This is a genomic window from Paenibacillus solani (assembly GCF_050475945.1).
GTDB classification, from domain to species: Bacteria; Bacillota; Bacilli; order Paenibacillales; family Paenibacillaceae; genus Paenibacillus_AQ; species Paenibacillus_AQ solani_A.
Map to the genome: position 1 here is coordinate 815,253 of NZ_JBCMXJ010000005.1, position 24,282 is coordinate 839,534.

At 45.6% G+C, this 24,282-nt stretch carries 26 protein-coding genes; 5 read left to right on the forward strand and 21 right to left on the reverse strand.

Going from position 1 to position 24,282, the window contains the following annotated elements:
- Positions 1-82: 82 nt before the first annotated feature.
- Positions 83-2,161, reverse strand: a complete 2,079-nt coding sequence (locus ABEQ74_RS05565; protein ID WP_430120252.1) for a peptidoglycan D,D-transpeptidase FtsI family protein — start codon at positions 2,159-2,161, stop codon at positions 83-85.
- 29 nt (positions 2,162-2,190) lie between these two features.
- Complete coding sequence (locus ABEQ74_RS05570; protein WP_430120254.1) at positions 2,191-2,808, reverse strand: NUDIX hydrolase; 618 nt, start codon at positions 2,806-2,808, stop codon at positions 2,191-2,193.
- A gap of 146 nt (positions 2,809-2,954) precedes the next feature.
- On the opposite strand from ABEQ74_RS05570, the gene ABEQ74_RS05575 reads away from it, so the two are divergent.
- Entirely contained in the window at positions 2,955-3,437 is a 483-nt protein-coding gene (locus tag ABEQ74_RS05575; RefSeq protein ID WP_430120256.1) for a hypothetical protein, read from the forward strand.
- 103 nt (positions 3,438-3,540) lie between these two features.
- Here ABEQ74_RS05575 and ABEQ74_RS05580 read toward each other — a convergent pair whose 3' ends face one another.
- The 7 genes from ABEQ74_RS05580 to ABEQ74_RS05610 form a co-directional block, all read right to left on the reverse strand.
- Positions 3,541-3,873 (reverse strand): potassium channel family protein, encoded by a 333-nt coding sequence (locus ABEQ74_RS05580; protein ID WP_053492524.1) that lies wholly within the window; start codon positions 3,871-3,873, stop codon positions 3,541-3,543.
- 81 nt (positions 3,874-3,954) lie between these two features.
- Entirely contained in the window at positions 3,955-4,530 is a 576-nt protein-coding gene (locus ABEQ74_RS05585) for a hypothetical protein (protein ID WP_430120258.1), read from the reverse strand.
- A 59-nt stretch (positions 4,531-4,589) separates the two neighbouring features.
- Positions 4,590-7,913: an SNF2 helicase associated domain-containing protein gene (locus ABEQ74_RS05590; RefSeq protein ID WP_430120260.1), complete on the reverse strand. Its 3,324-nt coding sequence runs from the start codon at positions 7,911-7,913 to the stop codon at positions 4,590-4,592.
- 121 nt (positions 7,914-8,034) lie between these two features.
- Positions 8,035-8,385: a hypothetical protein gene (locus tag ABEQ74_RS05595; protein WP_430120262.1), complete on the reverse strand. Its 351-nt coding sequence runs from the start codon at positions 8,383-8,385 to the stop codon at positions 8,035-8,037.
- Positions 8,386-8,418: 33 nt separating this feature from the next.
- On the reverse strand, positions 8,419-9,306 hold the full coding sequence (locus tag ABEQ74_RS05600; protein WP_430120264.1) for a TIGR01777 family oxidoreductase: 888 nt from the start codon (positions 9,304-9,306) through the stop codon (positions 8,419-8,421).
- Between the two features lie 13 nt (positions 9,307-9,319).
- Complete coding sequence (locus ABEQ74_RS05605) at positions 9,320-9,742, reverse strand: STM3941 family protein (protein WP_430120933.1); 423 nt, start codon at positions 9,740-9,742, stop codon at positions 9,320-9,322.
- Positions 9,743-9,825: 83 nt separating this feature from the next.
- Complete coding sequence (locus ABEQ74_RS05610; protein WP_430120266.1) at positions 9,826-10,719, reverse strand: PhzF family phenazine biosynthesis isomerase; 894 nt, start codon at positions 10,717-10,719, stop codon at positions 9,826-9,828.
- A 250-nt stretch (positions 10,720-10,969) separates the two neighbouring features.
- On the opposite strand from ABEQ74_RS05610, the gene ABEQ74_RS05615 reads away from it, so the two are divergent.
- Positions 10,970-12,064: a glycosyltransferase gene (locus tag ABEQ74_RS05615; RefSeq protein WP_430120268.1), complete on the forward strand. Its 1,095-nt coding sequence runs from the start codon at positions 10,970-10,972 to the stop codon at positions 12,062-12,064.
- Entirely contained in the window at positions 12,064-13,671 is a 1,608-nt protein-coding gene (locus ABEQ74_RS05620) for a glycosyltransferase family 2 protein (protein WP_430120270.1), read from the forward strand. Before ABEQ74_RS05615 ends, ABEQ74_RS05620 begins: the two co-directional genes overlap by 1 nt.
- A 145-nt stretch (positions 13,672-13,816) precedes the next feature.
- Here ABEQ74_RS05620 and ABEQ74_RS05625 read toward each other — a convergent pair whose 3' ends face one another.
- From ABEQ74_RS05625 to ABEQ74_RS05650, 6 genes are all read right to left on the reverse strand, one after another.
- Positions 13,817-15,973, reverse strand: a complete 2,157-nt coding sequence (locus ABEQ74_RS05625) for an Ig-like domain-containing protein (protein ID WP_430120272.1) — start codon at positions 15,971-15,973, stop codon at positions 13,817-13,819.
- A 213-nt stretch (positions 15,974-16,186) separates the two neighbouring features.
- On the reverse strand, positions 16,187-16,771 hold the full coding sequence (pgsA, locus tag ABEQ74_RS05630; RefSeq protein WP_430120274.1) for a CDP-diacylglycerol--glycerol-3-phosphate 3-phosphatidyltransferase: 585 nt from the start codon (positions 16,769-16,771) through the stop codon (positions 16,187-16,189).
- A gap of 51 nt (positions 16,772-16,822) precedes the next feature.
- Positions 16,823-17,248 (reverse strand): metallothiol transferase FosB, encoded by a 426-nt coding sequence (gene fosB, locus ABEQ74_RS05635; protein WP_430120276.1) that lies wholly within the window; start codon positions 17,246-17,248, stop codon positions 16,823-16,825.
- Complete coding sequence (locus tag ABEQ74_RS05640) at positions 17,229-17,939, reverse strand: HAD family hydrolase (protein WP_430120278.1); 711 nt, start codon at positions 17,937-17,939, stop codon at positions 17,229-17,231. The genes fosB and ABEQ74_RS05640 overlap by 20 nt, the downstream gene beginning before the upstream one ends.
- Positions 17,940-17,965: 26 nt before the next feature.
- The gene (locus ABEQ74_RS05645) at positions 17,966-18,436 is read right to left on the reverse strand and encodes an 8-oxo-dGTP diphosphatase (protein ID WP_430120935.1); all 471 of its coding nucleotides are present in this window, start codon (positions 18,434-18,436) and stop codon (positions 17,966-17,968) included.
- Positions 18,437-18,652: 216 nt separating this feature from the next.
- Positions 18,653-19,387: a sigma-70 family RNA polymerase sigma factor gene (locus tag ABEQ74_RS05650; protein ID WP_430120280.1), complete on the reverse strand. Its 735-nt coding sequence runs from the start codon at positions 19,385-19,387 to the stop codon at positions 18,653-18,655.
- 162 nt (positions 19,388-19,549) lie between these two features.
- Between ABEQ74_RS05650 and clpP the strand changes: the two genes are divergently transcribed.
- Together clpP and ABEQ74_RS05660 are read left to right on the forward strand one after the other, a co-directional pair.
- Complete coding sequence (clpP, locus tag ABEQ74_RS05655; RefSeq protein WP_430120282.1) at positions 19,550-20,149, forward strand: ATP-dependent Clp endopeptidase proteolytic subunit ClpP; 600 nt, start codon at positions 19,550-19,552, stop codon at positions 20,147-20,149.
- Positions 20,150-20,218: 69 nt separating this feature from the next.
- Positions 20,219-20,431 (forward strand): hypothetical protein, encoded by a 213-nt coding sequence (locus ABEQ74_RS05660; RefSeq protein WP_053492507.1) that lies wholly within the window; start codon positions 20,219-20,221, stop codon positions 20,429-20,431.
- Positions 20,432-20,511: 80 nt separating this feature from the next.
- On the opposite strand, the gene ABEQ74_RS05665 is transcribed toward ABEQ74_RS05660, so the two are convergent.
- The 6 genes from ABEQ74_RS05665 to ABEQ74_RS05690 form a co-directional block, all read right to left on the reverse strand.
- A complete protein-coding gene (locus ABEQ74_RS05665; protein WP_430120284.1) occupies positions 20,512-20,844 on the reverse strand; it encodes a DinB family protein in 333 nt (110 codons plus the stop codon).
- 116 nt (positions 20,845-20,960) lie between these two features.
- Complete coding sequence (locus tag ABEQ74_RS05670; RefSeq protein WP_430120286.1) at positions 20,961-21,248, reverse strand: antibiotic biosynthesis monooxygenase family protein; 288 nt, start codon at positions 21,246-21,248, stop codon at positions 20,961-20,963.
- Positions 21,249-21,401: 153 nt separating this feature from the next.
- A complete protein-coding gene (locus ABEQ74_RS05675) occupies positions 21,402-22,094 on the reverse strand; it encodes a cyanophycinase (protein WP_430120288.1) in 693 nt (230 codons plus the stop codon).
- A gap of 16 nt (positions 22,095-22,110) precedes the next feature.
- Entirely contained in the window at positions 22,111-22,323 is a 213-nt protein-coding gene (locus ABEQ74_RS05680) for a hypothetical protein (RefSeq protein WP_430120290.1), read from the reverse strand.
- 143 nt (positions 22,324-22,466) lie between these two features.
- Complete coding sequence (locus tag ABEQ74_RS05685; RefSeq protein WP_430120292.1) at positions 22,467-23,477, reverse strand: phosphotransferase enzyme family protein; 1,011 nt, start codon at positions 23,475-23,477, stop codon at positions 22,467-22,469.
- A 143-nt stretch (positions 23,478-23,620) separates the two neighbouring features.
- Positions 23,621-24,253: a histidine phosphatase family protein gene (locus tag ABEQ74_RS05690; protein ID WP_430120294.1), complete on the reverse strand. Its 633-nt coding sequence runs from the start codon at positions 24,251-24,253 to the stop codon at positions 23,621-23,623.
- Positions 24,254-24,282: the final 29 nt, after the last annotated feature.

The following is a 24,282-nucleotide window of genomic DNA, read 5'->3' on the forward strand; positions in this document are numbered from 1 at the left end:
GGCGCTCCACAGCCATTTTCGATGACTTGTGGAACAGCCCTTTTTTGTTTCTATCACTGTATATTCTGCTAGCAGATTCGAGCTAGTTTCCTCCTGCTTCTCCTTGGCTGCTATCTTCGGTCTGTTCTTCGGTTTTCTTTGGATGCGGTGTTCCATCCAAGCCGTAGATTTCATCATAAGCATCGAATATTTTCCTTCCGATCGGCGCGGCGCTTTGGGAACCGAAACCGCCCTCCGGGACAACAACGGCCACCGCCAGCTTCGGATTTTCACGCGGAGCAAAGGCGATAAAGACACCGTTATCGAGCAGTGTCCTACGTCCATTCACTTTTGCTTCTTGTTGAGAGGTTCCTGTTTTGCGGGCAAAATCGTATTTGAAGTCACTGAAAGCAGCGAGCCCCTGTGTATTCATTCCTTGTTTAATGATTTGCCAGTACTCTTTGGGATAGTCGACCTCATTAAGAACCTCAACTCCGAATTTCTCGACCACGTTACCATGCTGATCCGTAATTTTACTGACCAGCTGCGGCTTAATTCGCTTCCCTTCATTCGCCAGCATAACCGTGTACTGAGCAAGCTGCAGAGGAGTATATTTACCCATCTGTCCGAATGAAGCATAGGCTAACGCAGCCAAATTACTACCTGCTGATTTCGTATCCAAGTATTCCTTACGGCCTGACAATTCACCCGGCAAGCCACTTCCGGTCGATACGCCTAGACCAAACTGTTCCATATATTCATCCCACTTCTTAACACCTTTTTCCCCGCCATACTTCTTGACCAGCTCCTTGCCAATCATATCGATCATAAAAGCATTCGAGGACTGCTGAATTGCTTTGCTAGGTTTAATAGGCCCATTCCTATGCCCGCTGGAGTTGGAGATTCTCGTTTCGCTTCCTTCCCGGCCAATAAGTGCATAACCCTGGTCGTTATATGTATAGTCAGGGCCAAATAACCCCTCATTAAGCCCGATCATTACCGTCAGCGGCTTAATGACGGAACCCAGGAAGATCATGGATTCAAAATTGTGCCCCGAGCGTCCCGATCCAAATATCGTTATCGTGCCGTTACCTGTCGCATCTACGATTTCCGGGGTGATTTTCCCACCATTTACCCGTACATTCGAGTCGTAATCCGGCATACTGGCCATTGCTACTATATTTCCGGTATCAACCTCCATAGCTACTGCGTATCCGGTTATGGCGTCCTTATGCAGCTTTCCTGATACGGGGTGGGTATGTAGATACTCGAGTTGTTCCATAATGGCCTGTTCTGTCGCAAGCTGAATGTCCTTATGAATCGTGGTGTGGATATTATAGCCTTTCTCAGGAGCGACCATGGTCGGTACGCCATCCACCATATTCTGGGGATTAATCGGAATGTTGAGATATCCGCTCTTGCCGCGTAGTTCTTCCTGAAACATCCGCTCCAATCCGTCAAAGCCAATCCATTCCTCTTCCATGTAGATCAGCCCAGGATCCTTCTGATCCTTGTTGCCTTGATCAATTACCTCGTAATCCTTCAGACTTTTAGCCCCTTTAAACTGCTTGAGGTATCCGATCGTCTGCACCGCTACCGTATCCGGATCATAGTGTCTCACATTCTCTTCCACGATTAGAGCACCTGGGAACTTTGCACGGTTCTCCATGAAATAAGCGATCTCTTCTTTGGACAAATCCGACTTGATGAGTCTCGGTTCATATCCATGCTGCTTGTTATATTCCAAATCGAGACGCTTGATTACTTCCTTGACCGTTAACGGTTCTGCCTGTGGGTCCCCATACTTGTTAAACGCCTGGACGATTTGCTTCGCCATTTCCTCGGCTTCAGGCCTGTTCGCTTTTCCCTTGTCCGTCTTCTTGCTGTAATCCTTCATGAGTGTAATATATAAGGAGTTCGATGAGGTAGAGTAGGCAAGCTTCTTGCCAGAGGCATCAATGATGGACCCCCGGATCGGCTGCAAGGGGAAATTCTTCTGTTCACCTCCGATTTCCTGACTCGCAAGCTCTGGTCCCTCAACAAATTGTAAGATCGCCATTCGGATAATGATGACACAAAAGATAAGGAAAGTACTAAAAAAGAAAATATTGATCCTCCCGTTAAATCTGCGCTTGATTTCCGATTCATCGGGTACATCTTTGTACGGTTTAAAGCCCTTCACATCTTATACGCTCCTTTTGGTGAACTGTATTAATCCAGCCAAGTTGGCAGATCTGGCTGTTTCTCAAATTCAAAGAGTCGGTTCAACTGCTCTCTGGTATTCCTCTCCTCGGACAAAGGCGGCAGTTCGTCCTGTTTGAAAAAACCGACCGCTGACGTCTCCGTCCCTATGCCTGCAGTTCCGCCCGTGATGTTACACTGAATGAACATTTTGTACACGTGGAAGGCAGAGGGCGGATGATGATGAAACTTCTTATCCAATACGGCCAGCAGTCTCGTTGCACTCACATCATAACCCGCTTCTTCCTTCACTTCCTTCACAACCACTTCGGCAGGGGACAGGCCAACGTCTGCCCATCCGCCTGGAAGTGCCCATGCTCCGTCTGCCTTTTCCTGCACCAGCAGCAGCTTTCCGTCTTGAAAAATTACGCCCCTAACGTCTACCTTCGGTGTTTGATACCCCGTTTCACTTGCAAACAGCGTACGAATTTTCTCTTCCCCTGCTTCGGTATACTCCTGCATAATGGTAATGCTAAGCTCCCTCAGCTGTTCAAACCGCTCCTTATCGTACACATCCCTCGTGTACGCAAGTCCCGCCTGGCTGATGGCCTGAATCTCCTTTGCCCATTCCAACCATTTTAATGACATAGATATCATCCCTTTTCGGTATCATCTCAACAAATATAACGCCTACTATAGGCGAATGGTTTATAATGGAAACATGCGATTTCAAAATTATAACATAAATCCAGATGGATTATGAGACGAGTGATGTATTTAGGAGGCATTATTATATGAAGAAAACCCGATCGGTTCTATATGTAATCCTGCTTATCGTTGTGTTCGGTACCGGATATTATGTTGGCTCCCGTTCCGAGAACGTAAAGCCGATTACCAAGGAAAATGCCAGACAAGCTATTAAGTCGCTATGGGTGCAATCTGATGAACCTCCAATGCCCAAGGTGGTAATCGAAGATACTGATATCACGCTGCGCCGCAGCGGATATTCTTGGTGCAACGCTGATAACTGTGTAACGACGGATGCTGCTCCGCTCACGCTGGAGGATATGACGCCTGCCGTGGTGAAAGGTGGAGTTGAGATTAAGACTACGCCACCCGAGGGAATTAACGAGTTCACGATCAAAAACCTTACTGCTCCCGAAATCGACGGCTACACCGTACCGACTGAGCCGGGTTCATATCTCTACCAAATTCACTGCTCTTGGTTTTTGGATCAGGGAAATGCCAGTTTTTATTTTGCGCTCACAGTCCAATAAGATTAGTTTGATGGAAGTCCCCCACCTCGGTGTGTAATAACAAACAGCCCTCATTCCATGAGGGCTGTTTGTTTGCATTGTGCATATAGGGAATTTTAACGGTCTATTCTTCTTTCTGATTGGTCTTGATTATTGCGTACGCCAATTGTCCAACCATCCCAAGGAATAAGCCTGTACCAACTACGATGTATACCATGGTGAATACCTTGCCAAGCGGGGTTTGCGGCACAAATTCAGGATGACCTACCGTGCTTAAAGTTGCTACACAGAAATAAAGAGCATCCAGCACTGATAATCCTTCTTGACCGGTATAAAACAACGTCCCCGATAACAGCATGATGACAATCAATACAAACAGCGCTACGAAATATCGCTGCTTGAACGCTCGAATTAAGCCGCTGATAAGACGTTTTAAGGTAAGTAAAAAAGAGATCATCCTAAAATCCTTTCTTTCCCGGAATGTATGTTACAAAAACCACATATTTCTAGCATATCAAAATCATAACCTCTCCATCCATTACCTATGAACGGAGAGGATCTTTCCTTCGGAATCGATGCTGCGAAATACAAAGCCCCCGACTTGATCGGCAGGCAGTTGTTCATAATGGATAGCGTAGCCTTGTTCCACATCCATTTCGATGTAGACTCCGGACAAGGCTTTTAGCAGTTCCAGATCAGCCACCGGCTCTTCATCCATCGGCTCATTCGTGACGATAATTTTTCTGCTCTCGCTCTCTGTCGTCTCAACCGCCAGCAAGGTATCTGAGAGATCATGCCCTCCATGATTAGTAGCAGACCAGGTCCGAACAAAAGGTTCATCTTGAGACGTTCTGACTAGTACAACTGAGTTCTGAGCACGGTACAGCCATCCCCACTTATTCTCAACGACAGTAACCATCTTCTGATTACCATCCGACCAGACGATCAATTTATGCTGACCTTCCGTCTTCTCGTATAGTTTATTCCCACTATACTCAGGATAGAGACGCCGCACGGCCTGTTCTTCATTGTACATATAACCGCCTAGAAACAGCGGCGTATAATTAATAACGACCACAATAGCTGCCAGTATAAGAAAAGATATCTTCTTCATAACAACAACTCCTTGTCATCCTTTAGGTAGGCGTATCTTGGACATTACCAGGCGGGTAGTTAGCCTTGAAGTGCCAGGAGCTCTCGAATGTCCGCCTCGGTCCAGCTTGACAGCGCCTCTTCTCCTGGCTGAACGAGCTCCTCCAGAAGATTCTTCTTCCTCTGCTGAAGTGCGACCATTTTATCCTCAATCGTATCCTGAGACACTAATCTTATAACCTGCACTACCTTCTTCTGACCAATTCGATGCGCCCGATCCGTAGCCTGCTGCTCCACTGCCGGATTCCACCACAGGTCATACAAGATTACCGTATCCGCCCCGGTCAGGTTCAAGCCTGTCCCACCCGCTTTCAGCGAAATCAGGAATAACTCACGTTCTCCCTCGTTAAAGCGTTCGCACAGTTCCACCCGCTCTGAGGCCGGAGTTTGTCCATCCAAGTAAAAAAACGGAATTCCCCGATAGCCAAGTTCTCTCGCAATTAGCTTCAACATTCCTGTGAATTGGGAGAATACAAGCATTCGCCGCCCCGATTGGCGACATTCCTCAATCGTGTCCAGCAGCTGTTCAAACTTTGCGGAACTCCCCTCATATCCATCCACAAACAGTGCAGGATGACAGCAAATTTGGCGTAATCGAGTCAATCCTGCCAGGATACGAATACGATTCTTCTGAAATCCATCCTGCGCCAAATGCTTGAGCGTCTCCTGTCTGAGTTTAGCAAGATAGGCGGTATACAGCTTCTTCTGTTCGATCAGAAGCCCTGATGCCTGTATCGTCTCGATCTTCTCAGGCAGCTCCTGAAGCACGTCTGACTTCAACCTGCGCAGCAGGAAAGGACGCACCCTCTTCGCAACCGTTTCTTTAGAGAGCTCATGAAATGCTGTTCGATCGCCAAAAAGTTCCGGAAAAACGACATCGTAGATAGACCATAATTCCTCCAGACGATTCTCTACCGGTGTGCCTGTTAAAGCAAAACGGTAACGCGCCCGAAGAGTTTTGACAACCTGAGCCGTTTGCGTTGTGTAATTCTTGAAAGCTTGAGCTTCATCCAGAATCAATGCCAAGAATGACAGCTTTGCATACCGTCCCACGTCTCTTCGTAATAACGGATAGGAAGTAATGATGACATCCGCATCCTTCGTATTTCGGAGAATCTTCGCCCGCTCGGTCTGCGTACCATCCGCAATGGCTGCTTTTATCCCAGGTGCGAATTTATGGAGTTCGCTCAACCAGTTATAGAGCAGGGAAGCTGGCGCAACAATAAGTGCCGGTTCTTTGCGCTCTCTGATCTCTGGCAGCACAGACAGAATAAAAGCAATACTTTGTATGGTTTTTCCCAATCCCATATCGTCCGCCAAGATGCCGCCGAAGCGGTAATGAGCCATCGTCTTCATCCATTGGAATCCGAACTTCTGATAATCGCGAAGAACATTTTCCAAACCAGGAGGCACCACAAAATCCAAGTCATCCGGGTTCTTCACATGCTGCAGCATTCGCCGCAAGGAGCGGCCAAGCTGAACAGCTGATCCCGAATCATCCCAATCCAGCAGCTGAAGTCCTTGAATCACTGGCAATTTGAATTTAGTACCTTCCCCCTCGTAAAGCCAAGGTCCGAGCCGATTCATGAGTGAAACCATAGCCTGGAAATCAGCACTCTCCAACGGAAGCAGGGCGCCATTTCGCAGTCGGTGATATTTACGCTTATCTTCAAGCGATTTGATAATCTCCCGGATTTCAGCTTCCCGAATCCCCTCCATGTCAAACTTCAGTTCAAGCCAATCCGTGCGTTCGTCGATATCTACCCGGACTTTGGCTCCAATTGGTTCCGTGAGCACCCGCTCTTTCACGGCTGTTGTTGCATAAACAACGAGCAGCTTCTCCAGCTCTGGGAGCGTATGATACAGAAAGTCATATTCGGCATCCTCATCATTCATGAAGAAGCCGCCATCTGTCTTGGCAAAGGAGGCGTTCTCAATGAGTTCAAGAATCCTCTGCTCCAACTCGCCATCACGAACGAGGATCGAACTACTGCTGTGTTTGGCGCGATTTCCCTCGAGGGGGTTTATCGTAATCTCACCGTATTGAAAATCAAGCCCAGCCAAGAGCCTCCCTCGCACCCTGTCTAAATACAGCTTCGCCTTCAGCGGAGTTTTAACAATACGATCAGATACGGACTGGGCCACATGGACACTGCCCAGCTTCATGAGTCCAGGAACGACCCGTTCCATAATAGATTCCATCATGTCCGGCTGAATCCGAATATGCGGCCTATACGCTGTCTTGAGAAGCTGCTTCATCTCGGAGAGCTTACTGCAAGCCTCCGATTCAAGCTCAATCAGCTTACCATCCACAATAACGAGCCCATATCCCTCCATAACGGTCATCCGTTCCAATCCATCAACCTTCATTAGATAGTGATCATCCCCGGATTCATCAAACTCGAACTGAAGAGGAATCGGATTCTCCATAAATCCCAGCTTGTCTGTCATAATCCCATCCATCGACAAGAGGGAATGCACGGAACCAGAGAGTCCCTCTCTCATTTGAGGCCAGAACGAAGGGGGGATAATCAACATTCGATCATCGGCCCCTTTTTTGCTAGTAGAAGAATAGATGTCCAGTGTCTGCTTTAACATGCTTTCATGCTCATAGATGCGAATGAGCTGCTGAAGAAGTTCATCATCTTCCTTCTTAAAGCTGTGCAGCTCAGGGTCATAGATGAAATTTCTCGTGAACACGCAGGTTTCCCTACGTTTTACACATTGCAGGAACTCGCGAATACGATGTACGATATATAATCGCTTTTTCCCAATTCGGAGTTCGACTCCGAACAAGTGCTTCTGATTTCCGTATGATTGCAGTTTGAAAATGCATTCCATATCCAGAATCTCGCGGTTGTCAAAACGGGTAGCAGCCGTCGATCTCTTCGTCCCGTTATAAGAGAACAAACCGAGCAGCTGACTGCTAAGCAGGGCGTCTTGTTCCATCTCGCTTGAACCTCCAGTATTCCGGATGGCCAACTGTCCATCTTCATCATCTCTTTGGACAGAAGGATGTAATAATGATGGATAGGGGCGGACAGGAGCTTCCGTTGTCTGTTCGATATCCCGGATCGTCAGAAGGAGTGCTGCAATATGTCTGCACCGCTTTCTCGTTAATCCATAGTCCAGGCAGCTGCACTCAGCGAATACGTCCCCGTTTGAATCAATCTCCGCTCTGGCGATACCTGATTCTTGATCCTTCACCTCTGCTTCGTATGTCCGAGCATCTGGATCTTGTTTCAGCATGTTTACTTGACCATCTCTATATAAAACGCCGCCGCGATCATAGGAGGTTTTGCCGCATAAAAGTTTAATCACGCGTTCGGTCAGCTGGTAACCCATACTCCCATTCCTTTCTCTACTTACTGCTACAAAACAGTATACCATTTTGTGAAGAAGGGCTAATAATGCCTTTGTCTGCCGCTAACCATGCCAACAATCCTACCAAAAAAAGAACCTGCCGTTACGGCAAGTTCTTCTTATGCTGCTTCTCCGCATACCAGGTTATATTGTCATAACGCTTGTTTTGGCCCTTCCATGCTCCGCTAGAAATAATAAAACCAACAATCAAATAGATCAGAAAGTAATAATAATATCGGGTTACAAAAAATTCAGGATCAAATTTATCCCTATCAAAAAACCAGGTGGCTGCAGCCCAGATAACATATAATAAGAGACCATGTACAAGGCCCCGGGAAATCACAAACTTGGCTTTTCCCTTCTTCCGGATCACCGTCCATTTACGATAAAATCGCTCATCCCGATCCATGTAATCCCTCCGTTTCGCGGCTGAGATTTGTTTGTAATACAGCATGGTTTCGTGCTGCTTCCGCTAAACTTTGAGCCTTCATTCCTTTAAAATGTCCTTCAAAGCTATATCCAGTCTCTCAAATTCAAATTGAAACCCGGCTTTCAGCAGCCTGTCGGGAATAACCCATCGGCTCTTGAGCACAAGCTCCGTTTCGGTCTGAATGATTCTGGCTCCCATCTCCAGCAGCCATTTGGGAGATGGCAGCCCTATGTTGCGATTCAATGCGTGCCGGAGCTGCTCCATCAGTTCCTCATTCGTAACCGGATACGGGGATGCACAGTTGATAACCCCGGTCAAATCTGTATTTTCATTCAAAAACAGGATGATTCGATATAGGTCCTCCACATGGATCCAGCTGAACATTTGCTTGCCTGTCCCCTGAGTACCGCCAAGTCCGTATTTTACCAAGTTTATATAAGGAGTCATGACACCTCCGCCGGGCCCAAGCACGATGGCAATACGCAAGGCGATTTGTCTTGTGTTAGGCAGAGAGAACGAGAAGAAAGCACGCTCCCACTCTTTGGCAACATTAACCGAGAAGCCAGAACCAATCTCGCCTGTTTCCTCCGTCATCGGACGGTCCTCCGCATGACGATATATCGTAGCCGTACTAGAATTTAGCCATAATTGCGGAGGATGCTGGCAGGCCTCCATAGCCTTTCCAAGGATCTCGGTTGTCTCGATTCTAGTTTTCAGGATAAGCTCTTGATTTCGTGTATTATAGCGGCAGTTAACTGACTTACCGGCAAGATTAATCAGCATATCCGCCCCCTCCAGGGCAGCAACGATGGCTTCATGATCATTCCACGCAATATGTCCTGACCGACGAGAAATCATGTATACCTCTGCTTGCTCACTGAGGAATTTATTCTTAAAATATGTGCCGATAAAACCCGTTCCACCAGCTAATACGATCTTTTTCATAGAATGAATCAGCTCATTTCTCTATGGTCTCTTCCTGAATATCCTGATCCGTGCCCGACTTGTGCATATTCCATCTTCGATATAATAATGGAAACAATTCATAGAGACTGCAGGACAGATTCAATGAGGTCAGATGGATAGAACCACGCGTCATGCCTATGTTCATATCCATCAATTTTTGCCTCCATACAGGTTGTCTGGATATTCCCTCCTGATTAATCAAGAGGGCCGGCTCCGATTTAAAGAGCTTGGAAACAGAAAACACCAGCCCCAACGCAAAAAATAAAGTACAAATAAATCCGATAATGAGAATAAAGAAATTGCCCGATTCAGCTCCTGCATATATTAAGCCGATGCCTAGCAGTACAAATGCCAGAGAGCCAAATAATAATTTGGCTACCTTGGAGCGAACTTTGATCTCTTCTTGTTCCTGCATCACTTCATTACACTCCTTGTTCCTAATAACTGGTGAGAGAATTCCAACAGAATCCTGATGAAGAGGATCCTATTTTCTGACTGTTATTCATCATAATTAACTTGGAACTCATCCACAAATATCGCTGTACCGGAAATATAAACATCCATTTTATCCTGATTACGGAGCACATGTACATGAACTCTGCCGTCTTTCCCCATCTCCTGCCCTTGTTCAACCATAAATTGTGTGGAAGGTCTTTCGGAATTCAGGTAGGTTAAATCGTATGCTCCGAGTACACCGGAAGCTGTTCCTGTCACGGGATCCTCAACGGTACCTGAGAATGGTGAAGAGAAATGTCTAGCATGCATGAAGCAGTCATCGTCAATGGTTTCCAAACAAAAAGGATGCAGTGAAGCTCTGGGAAGTTCCGTCAAAATCTCCGGAAAACGCGCTTGATCAGGCACCATACGATGAAATGACCTCAGCTCTTTTATCGGTATCAACAACGTCCATATACCGGTACTTCCATATACGATAGGCATGCTCAAGTCCAAGTCTTCCTGCTTTAAGCCAACGGAGTGCGCCAAGCGTTCCACATCTCCCCGAAATGGAATGAACTGAGGATGATCCTGCTTCATTTTCATAATTAACTGTCCCGCATCTTCCTGGAATTGAATGGGCAAATTCCCCACATTGGTCTCCACCCATACGGTTTCTTTATCCGGGAGTAATCCTTTGCTCTTCAAGGCATACATGGATGCCATGGTAGCATGTCCGCATAAATTCATCTCATGCCCTGGGGTAAAGTACCTCAGCCTGACGTCCGCTTGATCCGATTTTAAAATAAAGGTTGTCTCATTGAACCCCACTTGACGAGCGATGATTTGCATTTCTTTCTCCGTCAGTTCATCTGCATCCAGGACCACACCGGCAGGGTTTCCCTTGTTAGGCTGTACAGAGAACGCATCATAATGAAGGACATTAACCGATCCCATCTTCATTACCCTCTTTTCTGCAACATTATGTTTTGAGCTACCTAAAATTAGAGATGATTTTATCACTGAACCGTCTTTAAATCCAGATCGTATTTGCTAGAATTCTCCTTCGAATGGTTTAACGCCATATATAACCGTCATGTTTGAAAAGAAAACTTCAATTTATGCGTATCCGGTTCATTTCATCTGGGGAGCTGAATATATATCTGGCATATTCTTTTTGAGTCGACCATACGTGGGGGTAATTTCATTGAATACCATCAGCCTTTGCATGATCGTAAAAAATGAGGAGCTTGTCATTAAGCGCTGCCTGGCCAGCATTGCCGACATTGTGGACGAGATCATTGTGGTTGACACAGGCTCAACAGACCGAACCAAAGAAATCGTTCAATCCTTCACCAACTCCATCTTTGATTTTGAGTGGATTGATGACTTTTCTGCAGCACGGAACTTTGCTTTCAGCAAAGCTACCCAAAAGTATATCCTTTGGCTTGATGCGGATGATGTGCTGCTGGAGAAGGATCGGAATAAATTAAAGTTTCTTAAGGAAACCCTTTCGCCTGCCGTCGATTCGGTTACCATGCTCTATCATTTAAGTTCAGATGAATACGGCAATGTCACCTTCAGCCTTCGCCGCAACCGCCTTGTCAAAAGAGAACGTGCATTTCGGTGGATTGGACCCGTTCATGAATATTTGGAAGTCTATGGGCATGGTATTAACAGTGATATCGCGATAACGCATCTCAGTTCAGGTCAAGATTCCGATATCGGTCGAAATCTTAGGATCTACCAGAACCGGGAGATAGCCGGTGAATCATTCACACCAAGAGATCTGTTCTATTATGCAAATGAATTAAAAGATCATCGTCAATTCGAGAAAGCCATCGATTATTACGAACGATTCTTACATACCGAAAAAGGTTGGATCGAAGATATAATCACGACCTGCGGCAAGCTGTCCGATTGCCATCACGAACTCGGGAACAAGCGACACGCATTAGAATCCTCTATCAGATCGCTGCATTATGCGTCTCCACGCGCGGAATTCTGCTGTCGCATCGGCTATCATTTTCTGGAGAATCATCATTACGATACAGCCATCTTCTGGTATAAACTGGCCACCCAGCTGGATTTGCCCCCAGATTACATGGGATTCCACACCCCCTCCTACTCTACGTGGCTTCCACATCTGCAGTTAGCCGTTTGTTACGACCGTATCGGCTCATATAGGTTAGCCAATGAACATAATGAGACCGCGCTTGCCTATCGTCCTGAGGATAAGACAATGCTGGCTAATCAAGCCTATTTTCGGAACAAGCTGCAAGAACTTGAGGGTCAGAGCTGATGAGAAACAAGATACACCGTCGTGTACTGATCGGGAGTCCGATACGGCAGAAACCGGAAATATTGGATCATTTCCTGACTTCATTGTTACGGCTGGAGAAGGATGGCCTGGAAGTTAGCTACTTCTTTATTGACGACAACAACGATGAAGCGTCCAGCACCCAATTGAACCGATTGATGAAAGAAGGAATATCTGTTGTCATTCGTAACGCCCATCAGCAGGATATTTATTATCGCAACGAAACCACACATTATTGGAATGAGAAGTTAATCTGGAAAGTAGCTGAATTTAAGAACACAATTATTCAATATGCGCTCGATCTGCAATTCGATTATCTATTCCTGATCGATTCAGATCTGCTGCTTGCCCCCCAGACACTGCGGCATCTTATAGAAGCCAATAAAGATATCATCTCGGAAATATTCTGGACCCGTTGGCAGCCTGAGTCCAGACCCCAGCCTCAAGTGTGGCTCAAGGATGAGTACACGCAGTATGAACAATATATAGGTGAAATCTTAAATGAAGCACAAAAGGAAGCCCGGTATTTGCAGTTTGAAAGCCGCTTAAATGAGCCTGGTGTATATGAAGTCGGCGGACTCGGTGCATGCACTCTGATTAGCCGCCGAGCTCTCGAGCGCGGGGTTAACTATGAGCCTATTTATAACTTATCCTTTTGGGGAGAAGACCGACATTTTAGCATTCGGGCCGCTGCGCTTGGCTTTACTCTATACGTAGACACCCATTATCCTGCTTATCATATATACCGTGACAGTGATCTTAAGAACGCCAAATTGTTCTTGGAGGCAGCAGACCCGGACCCGAATCCATCCACTCCTGATATTACGCTCAGCCCATCTGAATCACATCTGGAAGCACGCCTTGCTCCAGTAAAGCTCAGAGAAAGCTCGAGACGGCCGTCACTCACTCTCTCCATGGTGCTCAAGAATGAAGGAAATCGTTATTTAAGACAAGCGTTGGAAAGTCATCGTCCGTATATTCAACAAGCCGTCATTATTGATGATGGAAGTAACGACAATACCATGGATGTATGCATGGATATTCTAAAAGGCATCCCTATAAGGTTGATTAATAACAAGAATTCTCTATTTACTAATGAGATTGAGCTTCGTAAACAACAATGGCGTGAAACTCTGAACGTTCATCCGGAATGGATTCTGAACCTCGATGCAGATGAATGGTTCGAATCTTCATTTGCAGACATGCTTCCAGCGATGCTGGACCAACAAGAAATTGATTTGTACTGCTTCCGGCTCTATGACTTCTGGAACGAAACCCATTATCGGGAAGACGATTACTGGAGTTCCCATCGGCACTATCGCCCTTTTCTTGTGCGATACCGGCACGACATGAAAGTGGTTTGGAAGGAGACTGCTTTGCACTGTGGAAGATTTCCGGCGAATATATTCGACCTCCCGCATCAACTATCTCCCATCCGTTTGAAGCACTATGGATGGGCCAAAGCGGAATACAGACTTGAGAAATATATGCGTTATAAACAGCTTGACCCTGAAGCCAAATTCGGTTGGAAAGAACAATATGAATCCATTTTGGATGAAACCCCCGTATTAGTTGAATGGGTAGAATAAAGGTACGATTCCTCTCTTGGTTGAGAATTGTATTTGGTGTATTCAAATAAAAATGACCCGCAAGCGGAGCACTTTTATACAAAGTGTCTCTCTTGCGGGTCAACAATCGGCTTCGCTTAAAAACATCAGCTGCCGATAATCTGATCTATTTCACAGAAACCGAGATGGTCACCGTCTTGGAATTATACTGTGCTTTAATTCGAGCGGTTCCTTTCGCAACCGCTTCAATACGTCCGTTTGTTACCTTGGCAACACTCGAGTTGCTGGTTGTCCAAACCGCTACGTCAGCCACATTCGCTTTTGCACCGGTATCAAATTCAGCCGTAACTGCCACGGTCTTGACGTCACCAGGCTTCAGATTTAATTTCTTCTCGCTTGCTATCAATTTCGTCAATTTAGGAACGACATTCACGTTAACTTTAACCTCTTTACCTTGATAGGAACCAGTTATCGTAGCCGTACCTTCAGCAACAGCCTTCACGGAAGTTCTGGATACCGTCACGATTGAACTGTCCGATGAACTCCAATTCATCTTGGATGATAATGAAACTGTGCCTCCATTGCTGTAGTAACCTGTAACTTTAATCGATTTGGATTTCTTAATGTTGAGTTCGATATTCTGAGGCTCAACGACCATCTTAACGACTTCTTGTTCCACGCTCACCGGAATCTTGATTTCTTTATTCAGGTAGGTCCCTTTAAGCGTAGTAGAACCTTTGGTTAAACCCTTAAGTGTATCGTCTTTAATGACAGCTGCTGTTGAACCCGTCAAAGACCATTCAACGGAAGTGGTCACATCGCTCTCTTCGCCATCCTCAAATACAGCATTTACTTTCGGCAAAGGGATGCTTCTGCCCATAACCAGCTGATACTCTTCTGTATCAGACAGCAGTACCAGTACTTTCTGATTAACGGTTACCGGAAGCGTCGCTACTTCTCTCGAACCAATCTTACCTGTAATGGTTGTTGTCCCTGCGTCAATGGCTTTAATCTTGCCATCATCGGTTGTTACCACTTTCTCATCATTGGATGTCCAAGTAACCGATTTACTGAAGTCCTCTTTCTCTTCATCGAGCAGCGTTCCCGTAATCTTAGGGAAGGATTTGGAATCGCCCTTCAGCACTTCAATCTCCGTATCGGCTGCATCAAATCTGATCACGGTTGGATAAACCTTGACTGTAAAGTCTTTACTGATACCCAAGTAGCTGACCTTGATTGTCGAAGTTCCTGTGGATCTCGCTGTAATCACACCATCGTTTACAGAAACAGCTAGCGGATTAGAGGAAGTCCATTCTCCAGTCACGTCAATGGATTGCGAAACGCTGTTCCTCACCTTCGCTTTTACTGTAATCGAGTCGTTCATGAACAGAACCGGATTCTTGACGAACTCCGTTTGATCCAGAATCAAAGCTTCATACGGATTACGCACATATACATCCATTTTGGCTGAAGAACCCAAATACCTTACGCTGATTGTCGTTTTACCCAGGGCAACCGGCTTAAGCTTACCGTCTTCAATCGTAGCCACAGATGTATTGGATGATTTCAGCTCTACCTTATCCGTTACATCTACACCAGCATCAACATCCGACTGTTTGGCAACGACTGAAAGTCCTACAACATCGCCAACCAACAGCTCCATGTCATCTCCAAACAGCAGTCCTTGATCATCTGGAATGATCGCAAGCTTTTGATATGGGGCGACAACTTTAACCGTATAGGAGGCCTTAAGTCCTTTGTACTCTGCTGTTACAGTTGCGCTTCCTACGCCTACGAGGGTCAGTTCGCCTTTACTTACTTTAACCACGTCATTATCGGATGACGTCCACTTCGCTTCCGTTGTAACATCATTCGTTCCGTCAGCCAACGCTTTAACAGTTAAACCTTCCGTTCCAAGCGTATGTTCGACTTTATCAGGCTGATCCAGCTTGAATTCATCGATGGCAAATTGGACTTCCACATCAATCGTCTTGATCGCGCCCTTATACTTTGCCGTAATTCGGGCTGTACCTTTTTCCTGTGGAATAATGAGTCCGCCATCCACTTTGGCGATTCGTGTATTGGATGAAGACCATGTCGATTCATTGGTAACATCCTTCTTCGTCGTGGAGCCTTCCAGATTAGCTAATACACGAAGCTGCTCGGTTGTTTCATTAACCGTTAAGTAAATCTTGCTCTCGTTCGTATCAAATTCAATTGAGGTTACGTCCCCTGAGGCGGCGAATACACTGGTTGGAAAAACCATCGCCAACATCATTACAACGACAAAAATGATCTTCGTTGTCTTTCTGTTTAAGCTCATTTATTTCTCTCCTTTGTACCTTCTGTCTCACAGGTCCTTTTTTCCAGTCTAACATTATATCGACAGTCCTGATTTATTTCGTTATGATCTGAACTTAAAATGGGCACAAAGTAGGATAAATTTTTTCGTTGCCCCTATATAGGAAAATCTCATGGCCCCTGGTGAATGGCCCTTCACACCCCAATCGGGTGTATCGAGCCGTCTTTTGAAGAATCAACTCAATTGAATGAGCTTATAGTTATTTATGAAATAATGAACACCTGATAGGATCGTAATCGCAGCTGCCGCAAACATTAATAATTCATCGACCCGCATAAGCGTGATGGACTGAACGGGGACATTATCCAGCAGGACGGCTGCGATGGCAGCAACCTGAAGAACCATTTTGATTTTCCCCCATTTGTCAGCCGCTAAGGCTATCCCCTGCTCAGAAGCTACCATTCTCAGTCCTGTAATGACGAATTCCCGCGCTATGATGACCACGGCAATCCATGTCGCAACCATGCCTGATTGAACCATCATGATTAGGGCAACTGATATCAGCAGTTTATCCGCAAGCGGGTCCAACAGTTTCCCCAAGTTCGTGATTTGGTTGTATTTTCTCGCAATGTAACCGTCCAGCTTATCTGTAGCCGATGCAAGAATGAATATGCCCAGCGCTATGTATATGCCCTTATCATGAATGAACCCGAAGAAGGAGTTTTGCTCGGTCAACCATATTGGGTACTCTGCTAGAAAAAGAATAAACAAAGGAATCGATAATATTCTGGCTATCGTGATCCTGTTGGCAAGGTTCATCGGCGTATCTCCTTGTCTGCATTAGAATTTCTTTAGGTCTCAGCACCCTAACTATTCGACATCATAGAAGGTCATATGCTCTTTATCCGACCGGTAATAATCCAACCGATCCTTCAAGCCACCTGTATGAAACTCGAACATATGCCCATCCGGATCCAGGAAGTAAATCGACCTCTTATCCTTCTCATCTCTTGACCTTCCCGGCAGAATCTCTACCTGGAGGGCTTGCAGGCGAAGCAGCGTCGGTTCATATTCATGCTCTTCCATGCTAAAGGCAATATGCGTGTATGTTCGATTCGTCATGCTTCTATCAACTTGTTCCTCATTTAATGCGACCCATAGTCCATTGAGGTCAAAATAAGCCAACTTTCTCCCCTTAACCAGAAGCTTGGCTCCGAATACGTCTCTGTAAAAAGCGATAGAACGCTCTAATTCCGAAACCGAAAAGCACAGATGGTTAATGGGTTGCAGATTCATGGTTAGCTGCCTCCTTCTCAATCGAATCGACAACGTCCAGTACCTGAGTCGGTTTAAGTAACTTCTCATACTCGCTTCGAGCAAACGTATTATACCAATAGGCATGACAAGGTGTCAGACCAGCAAGATGTGCGCCTCTCAATTCATCTGATCCCCCATCGCCGATAAACAGAGATTCCTGCGGTGAAACAGCTAATCGTTCGCAAGCCAACCGGTAAATCTCGGAGTTCGGCTTGGCTACTCCCGCTTTGTAGGAGAAGATCACATCCTCGAAATAGGGAGCTAGTGGGCTTTGGTGATAAGCGGCTACTTCCTCTTCAGAGCAATTACTGATCAGACCCAGCTTCAGACCACGCTTATGTAATTGATCCAGCATCACGATAATTTCCTGTGAAACGGCCAGAAAAGGGATTGTCTTCTCTCTTATTCTCGCTTGATAGAGAAACTCCACATGTTCTTCATGATAGGGTAAACTTCGAACATCCAGAATATCCCGAATCACAGCTTGATAGCTGGGAAACTGACCGTTCATTCTTCGCTCGAACCTGCTGCTCCATTCTTCTTTAAATTCTTCTTCCGATAACCCAAGTCTGTCCCTGTAGTCATAGGATCTCCTGGATATCCGTTTGCCATCTTCGAATTCGGTGATTAAGGTCTCATAGAGGTCGAAGAATACAGCTCTGATCGCCATACGCACAGCTCCCCTCGTTAACCTACCTAACTAGCGCCTTGCGATAATCCTGCCGGATAATGCTTGATGGTCTCATCCAGAATGCGACCTGTCCCCTCATCCCATACTTCACTTAGTTCAAACGTTCCCTCTTCAAAGAACAACGGAAATCGCCGTTTAAACCAATCTTGCATAGGCAGTTTAAGGGCTTCTTCCTTATCCACCCATAACAATTCTCCTTCGGGAGGGTTCACCAGCAATTCACCTTCAAAGGCAGTAGCCAAATAATTAAATACCATATACCGCAGGCCCGTATTCGGCTCACACGATTCCTCAAGACCCTTATAGATGATATCCTTCACTATTAAGCCTGTTTCTTCCCGTACCTCTCGAATGGCTCCGTTTACAATGCTCTCCGGAAAATCCACCTTGCCACCAGGGGCAATATATCCGGGAAATCCCTTAGCGTCCGGTCTGTTCATCAGCAAAATTTTGTTTCCTTGTTGGATCATGCACATGGTGTACAATTTGACGTCGGTCTGCAATCCAATCCCTCATTCCTGTTACATCTAGTTGGTTATAGTATACAGCGCCATACGCTGAATGACGATAGAATGAATGGAGATTCGTGCCCCCTTTATTAATGTTTCTTTCGTATCAAAAAAATAAGGCCCGGGCAGCTTCTGCTCGGACCTTTCAGATATGTGTATGATCAGCCTGCTCTAATCTTCGCTTTAAGCGGCCATTCTCATGTCGGATGAATACCCGCCATACATCATATAACCTGCGCTTGGCGATTGCATCTGCATTGGAGCCATACAGCCGATGGCTGCTGCTTCCGAGTGATTCCATTGGATTAGTCTTACCACCGCTTCAACATCACCAGATTGATATGCTTCGGCCAATGCCTGAATATTCAGGATCAGCTCCTCCTCTTCCGGCACAGACAACAGAAGTTCCTCTTCCACTGGATCAAGCCCTTGCAGCTCTTTGTGGGCCCGATGAAGGGCAGCTTTCACTGCTCCCTCCGTTGTTTTCAATATACTCGCCGATTCCGAAACAGAGTATCCATACACGTCACGAAGCAGCAATACTGTTCGCTGCAGGGGCGACAACCGCTCCAGCAGCCATTGAAAAGCGAACTCGATATTCAGTTTGGTGTCCTCGTTCAATGTTTCTTCCCTAGGCAAAACCTGTTCCAGCTTCTCATCCAGGATTCGTCTATAAGTCTGATCACGGCGAGCCCGGTCAATCCATGTATTCTTGGCAATCCGAAGCAGCAGGGCTTCAGGATTGGCATGGTTCTGCTGCTTCATATGCTCCAGTGCCTTGATCCAGGTGTCCTGTACCAAATCATCGGAATCCCATAAGGAGTTTGTAAGGGACAGACAATATCTGTGCAGGGTCGCATTCAGTTCCTCCAGGCTCAGATCAGCCGAAGTGGGGACGCTCGGTCGATATATCGTCATCGAATAGCCAACTCCTTTTCTCATCTCGGTAAGATATCTTATAAGTAAACGAACGAAGCCATCAATTGGTTACTTTCGTTTTCCATATATATTTCATGGTTTCTCCGTATCTTTTGCGGCATCCTCTTCGTTTACTTGCTGAAATCAGAAAACCTAACGAATATGGAGGATGATGAAACGATGAATATTGTTCCTTATGTTGTTGAACAAACCAACCGGGGCGAACGATCCTACGATATTTATTCCAGGCTGCTGAAAGATCGCATCGTGTTTGTGGGTGCAGCCATCGATGATGCCATCGCTAACAGTATTATTGCCCAGCTTCTGTTTCTGGCGGCCGAAGATCCCGAGAAGGATATCCATATGTACATTAACAGTCCGGGCGGCTCCGTATCTGCAGGCTTTGGCATTTACGATACCATGCAGATTATCCAGCCTCAGGTCAATACCATCTGCACCGGCTTCGCCGCTTCTTACGGGGCGATCCTGCTGCTGGCAGGTGCGAAAGGCAAACGCCTTGCGCTCCCAAACAGCGAGATTATGATCCATCAGCCGCTAGGTGGCGTGCAGGGGCAGGCGACCGATATTGCCATTACGGCTAATCGCATCTTGAAGACACGTGAGAAGTTGGCTCACATTATATCCGAACGAACAGGTCAATCCGTCGAACGCGTTGAAAAAGATATGGAGCGGGATTACTTCATGACAGTAGAAGAGGCAAAGGAATACGGGATTATTGATGATATAGTCACTAAACTGTAAGGCCTAGGTCAAGCAATGAACGGACTAACGGCCTCGATACCATCATTTATTCACAAGGAGTGAATCGTAATGTTAAAAAGTCTCCTGAATCAAAAAGTAGCCATTTATTTTACGGATGGGAGTTATGTGCAGAACGGCATACTGGAGGAGGTTGGCGAGCAGTTCATCCGATACAAGGATGAATACGAGATGCTGTATGTCCCATTAACCGCGATCCGCTATGTTTCTGTCAACACAAAGGAACGAGATAAACCTCGGGTTGGATTTGCGCCAGAATCTTAATTCAATATCAAGAACCGCATGGGATCTAATGCTCATGCGGTTCTTGTCGTATCGCTGTATTTTACCAAGTATGAATGGACTCATTTGTTGTTCGCTTCGCGAATACGTCCCAGCTGTTTAATATGAGAAGCTTCATGAATGGCGATAAAGTGAGCCCATTGCGCAGCGTTCAGCTCGAATCCATAAGGGTGAGGAAAGCGCAATTCATTCGTGTTACGCTCTACGAGCTTCGTGATAAGCTGTTTCGTTGTATCCCTTACCTGATTCAGCTTCTCGACCGCCTCATCATAGGGTAATATACCGCTTGGATACTCGCGCAGCCCCTTCTCATTTTCACCAAAAGCATCCAATGCCTTCATAAGCTTCTCACGGACCTCATCCATATAAGGCACGATATCCTGAAACTTCACCATGTCTATCTCCTCCAAGCCCCTCTACTATATGTCTATATAAACATAGTGCATGGGTATTGTACCACGACCTGCGCTGCGTATCCAAAAGCTGTTCATTCTTCTAGACTAGCGAGGTCTTATATGGCTTCAAAATGTTCAACGATGGGAAACGGATCATAAAAGTGATGCAGCAGGCTTTTCCATTCTTGATATTCCGCCGATCCTCTGAACCCTACCGTATGATCTTCCAGCGTTTCCCATTTCACCATGAGAACGTATTTGTGGTCATCCTCCATGCACCGCTTCAACTCATGATGAATATACCCTTTCATCTTGGAAATGATTCCGGATGCCACTTGAAAATTGCGTTCAAACTCTCCCGCTAACCCAGGTTTTACCTGTAGCATGGCCACTTCGAGTATCATTGAAATTTCCTCCCTTAGGACATTGTTTATATTAAATTGTAATCTAGCTGAGTAGAAACTTGAGACGTGAAGACCCATGTTCATTCTGATCCCTAACACGATGGCGTTATATTAACCTGTTACTTCACATGATTGATTATGTAAGGAGGTCCTTCAAGATGTCGCCTTCTCAATCATATACTCATCCCGAACAAAATCCTTGAAAGTGATAGAATGGACAGCCTCTCCTAATGAAAATGCCAGTTGTTCATTCCTAAAAACAGCACATGCCTGTTCATCTATACCAATTCCGTGCTTAATCTCTTTCGTTCTCATACCTTCCAGCAAATTGGGCTGGTCACCCCACTCTGTATAATGAACACTAATCAATATATTCGTTAATAACCCTACTCCTTGTTTAAACAGCAACTTTCTCTGTACATTATCCTGCGGCGAAATGAGGCAGACCTCCGGAAGAATTAAAGCGCCTGCCGAATTCCCCGCAATGGGAACGCCCTTCCTGTAACAGTCGATCAGGAGCTCTTTAAAACGACCGGTTGCGTAATAGTGATGGTATTGCTCCGTATCACCACCGCCAATAAATATACCCGTCGCCTGAGACAACACCCGTTCGGCTTGTACCATGTCCAGGTTTCCGTCCGAATCCGGGACGATCACCTGCACATTTCGTGCACCCGCATCCTCCCATAACTGCTGAAACAATGGAACATATTCTTCCCAGCCTGCTCTGTACATGATGCATAATGCAATTCTAGCGTTTGAACCACCCGCATGCTCTATAAATTGTCTGTTTGACTCTTCTTGAAAAGAATGTCCTCCAAGCAAATATAGATATCGATCCTTCATGAAGCGAGCCCCTCCCTTACTTCTTCTCTTTTGGATGGCGTTTGGCAACATAATATAGCAGCAGACTAATAAAATAAATCGGAAGCAGAATGATGCCGATCACGGCACTCAGTAGGACAATGGACAGCATGCCTCGATCCGAAATGTCATCGAAATTTAGATAACCATACACAATCCACACCAACCAGACCAATGTAACGGCGTATCCTATTTTATAAGGTAATTTCACAGTAATACACACATCCTAGTGATTAAATGGATTCAGTTGATTGACTAGGGTAGTTAAGAAATCTTTAATCGCACCGCGTCCTTACAGTACTATTTTTCAAGCAACAACTATGTTTTTTAATTAGGAACTTTCCATAAGTCCATTCATGAACATTTTGAATATAACAATTCAATAAGCTTATCTTGGTTCCGTTCCATCCATTCTCTTCTAATCAACAGTTGCTTCAACATCAGGTCATAATAGGAAGCAATGTTCTTTCCGGCCAAATACTGTCCGGTATAAATGCTTAATAATGAAACATAGTATAACTGCATAATGCAGGGAATCCACTCGATCTCTGCGCGGGTTAACCTCATATGTTTTCGATATTCATCTAAAAACAACGCTACCTTCGTCAAGGTCTGGTCCTCATGCTGAAGAAGATGGTTCAGACAGATGGATAGCTCCCATATCCGTATATCCTTGGCTGCAAAGTCAAAATCCAATACACCGCTCATCTGCCTGGACTTGGGATCGATCAAGAGATTAAACACTAAAATATCATGATGGACCATTTGCTTTGGCAGTCCATTCAGTTCAGATGAGAATTTATGCCCTAATTCATAGTATCCTTGCAATACGGCTATCTGTTCGGCATCAATCTTAAAAGGAAGACATGTCAGAAAACTATGAATATTCGTCTGATCTGCTAGAGAATGGAGATTGTAAAAATCATGGAACGCAATTGTAGGACAAACCACGTCAACGGAATCGGATTCGAATTGCTGAAGAGCATGTGATATTTGCCCAACTGTCCATCCATAACTACGCACATCGGAGATGCTGGATAGATCGGGGACATCTCCTTCAATAAATCGTGTCAGGGAGCCCAAGGAACCATTCGACAGAACTACGTACTTCGTATCATCCATGCTAGAGACGAAAGCTGGGACATCAAAAGGTAAGGAACAACGCTCCAAGTATGTTGTTAGTTCAATCTCAAACCGAAGTCTCTCTTCATTCTTCGTATGAGGATTGTATATTCTCGCGATGTATTTTTTTCGGTTCATTATGACAATACGCGAATCATTCGTCATGCCGAAAGGCGCGGCTTCGGTCGAATACACAAGGTTATGAAAATAATGATGTAACAACTCCTGGAATAAGTGTTCCAATGTCTACACCCCTTTTCTGTTCAGAGCGCCCCTATGATCAATCATACAAACTCAATACTGATTCGTTGCCCATACCAACTAAGCACCTATTACTTCTGAAAAGCGGGTTTGGAACTCTTCATGCACATTCTCTCAAATGATTTTTAGGCTCCCTGCTCCTCCCTGTAATGACTAACATCTCCGTGAAGGATAATCGACGGAACCTCATCGGTCAGTTCGATTTTGCTAAGGCAGGTCGGATGAATGTAAGGCAGGTCCCACAGGCGGTCCATGCTTCTTCCTTCAAAATGCGCCATCAATACCTTGACCACCACAGTGTGCGTAACCAGCAAAATGCTGGCGCCTGGATTAGAGCCGATAATATCGATAAGCTTATTTACTGCGCGCGCTCTGACTTCATTGAAAGTTTCACTGTCCTGGACACTGAACAGCTCCGGATTTTTCCAGAAATGATCCAGCTGCTGAGGATAAATTTTAGCGATTCGTTCCTGTGTCTCTCCTTCCCATACCCCTAAATTAATTTCTCTGAATTCCTCACAGGCCGTAATCGGAACATTCCGTTCCCCTCTAATTATTTCGGCAGTATGATATGCTCTGTTGCTTGTACTTGAGTAAACAAGGTCGATAATGTCTTCCTTCAAAGCGTCCCCGAGCCATTCCGCTTGCTGAATACCAAGCTCGGTGAGCGGCGAATCCTTATGTCCTTGAAAACGGTGCTGCACATTCCACTCCGTCTGTCCGTGTCTCACCAGGTAGATGGTGGTCGTTTGTCTCATCGATCGTTCCCTCCTTAGCCTTAATACAA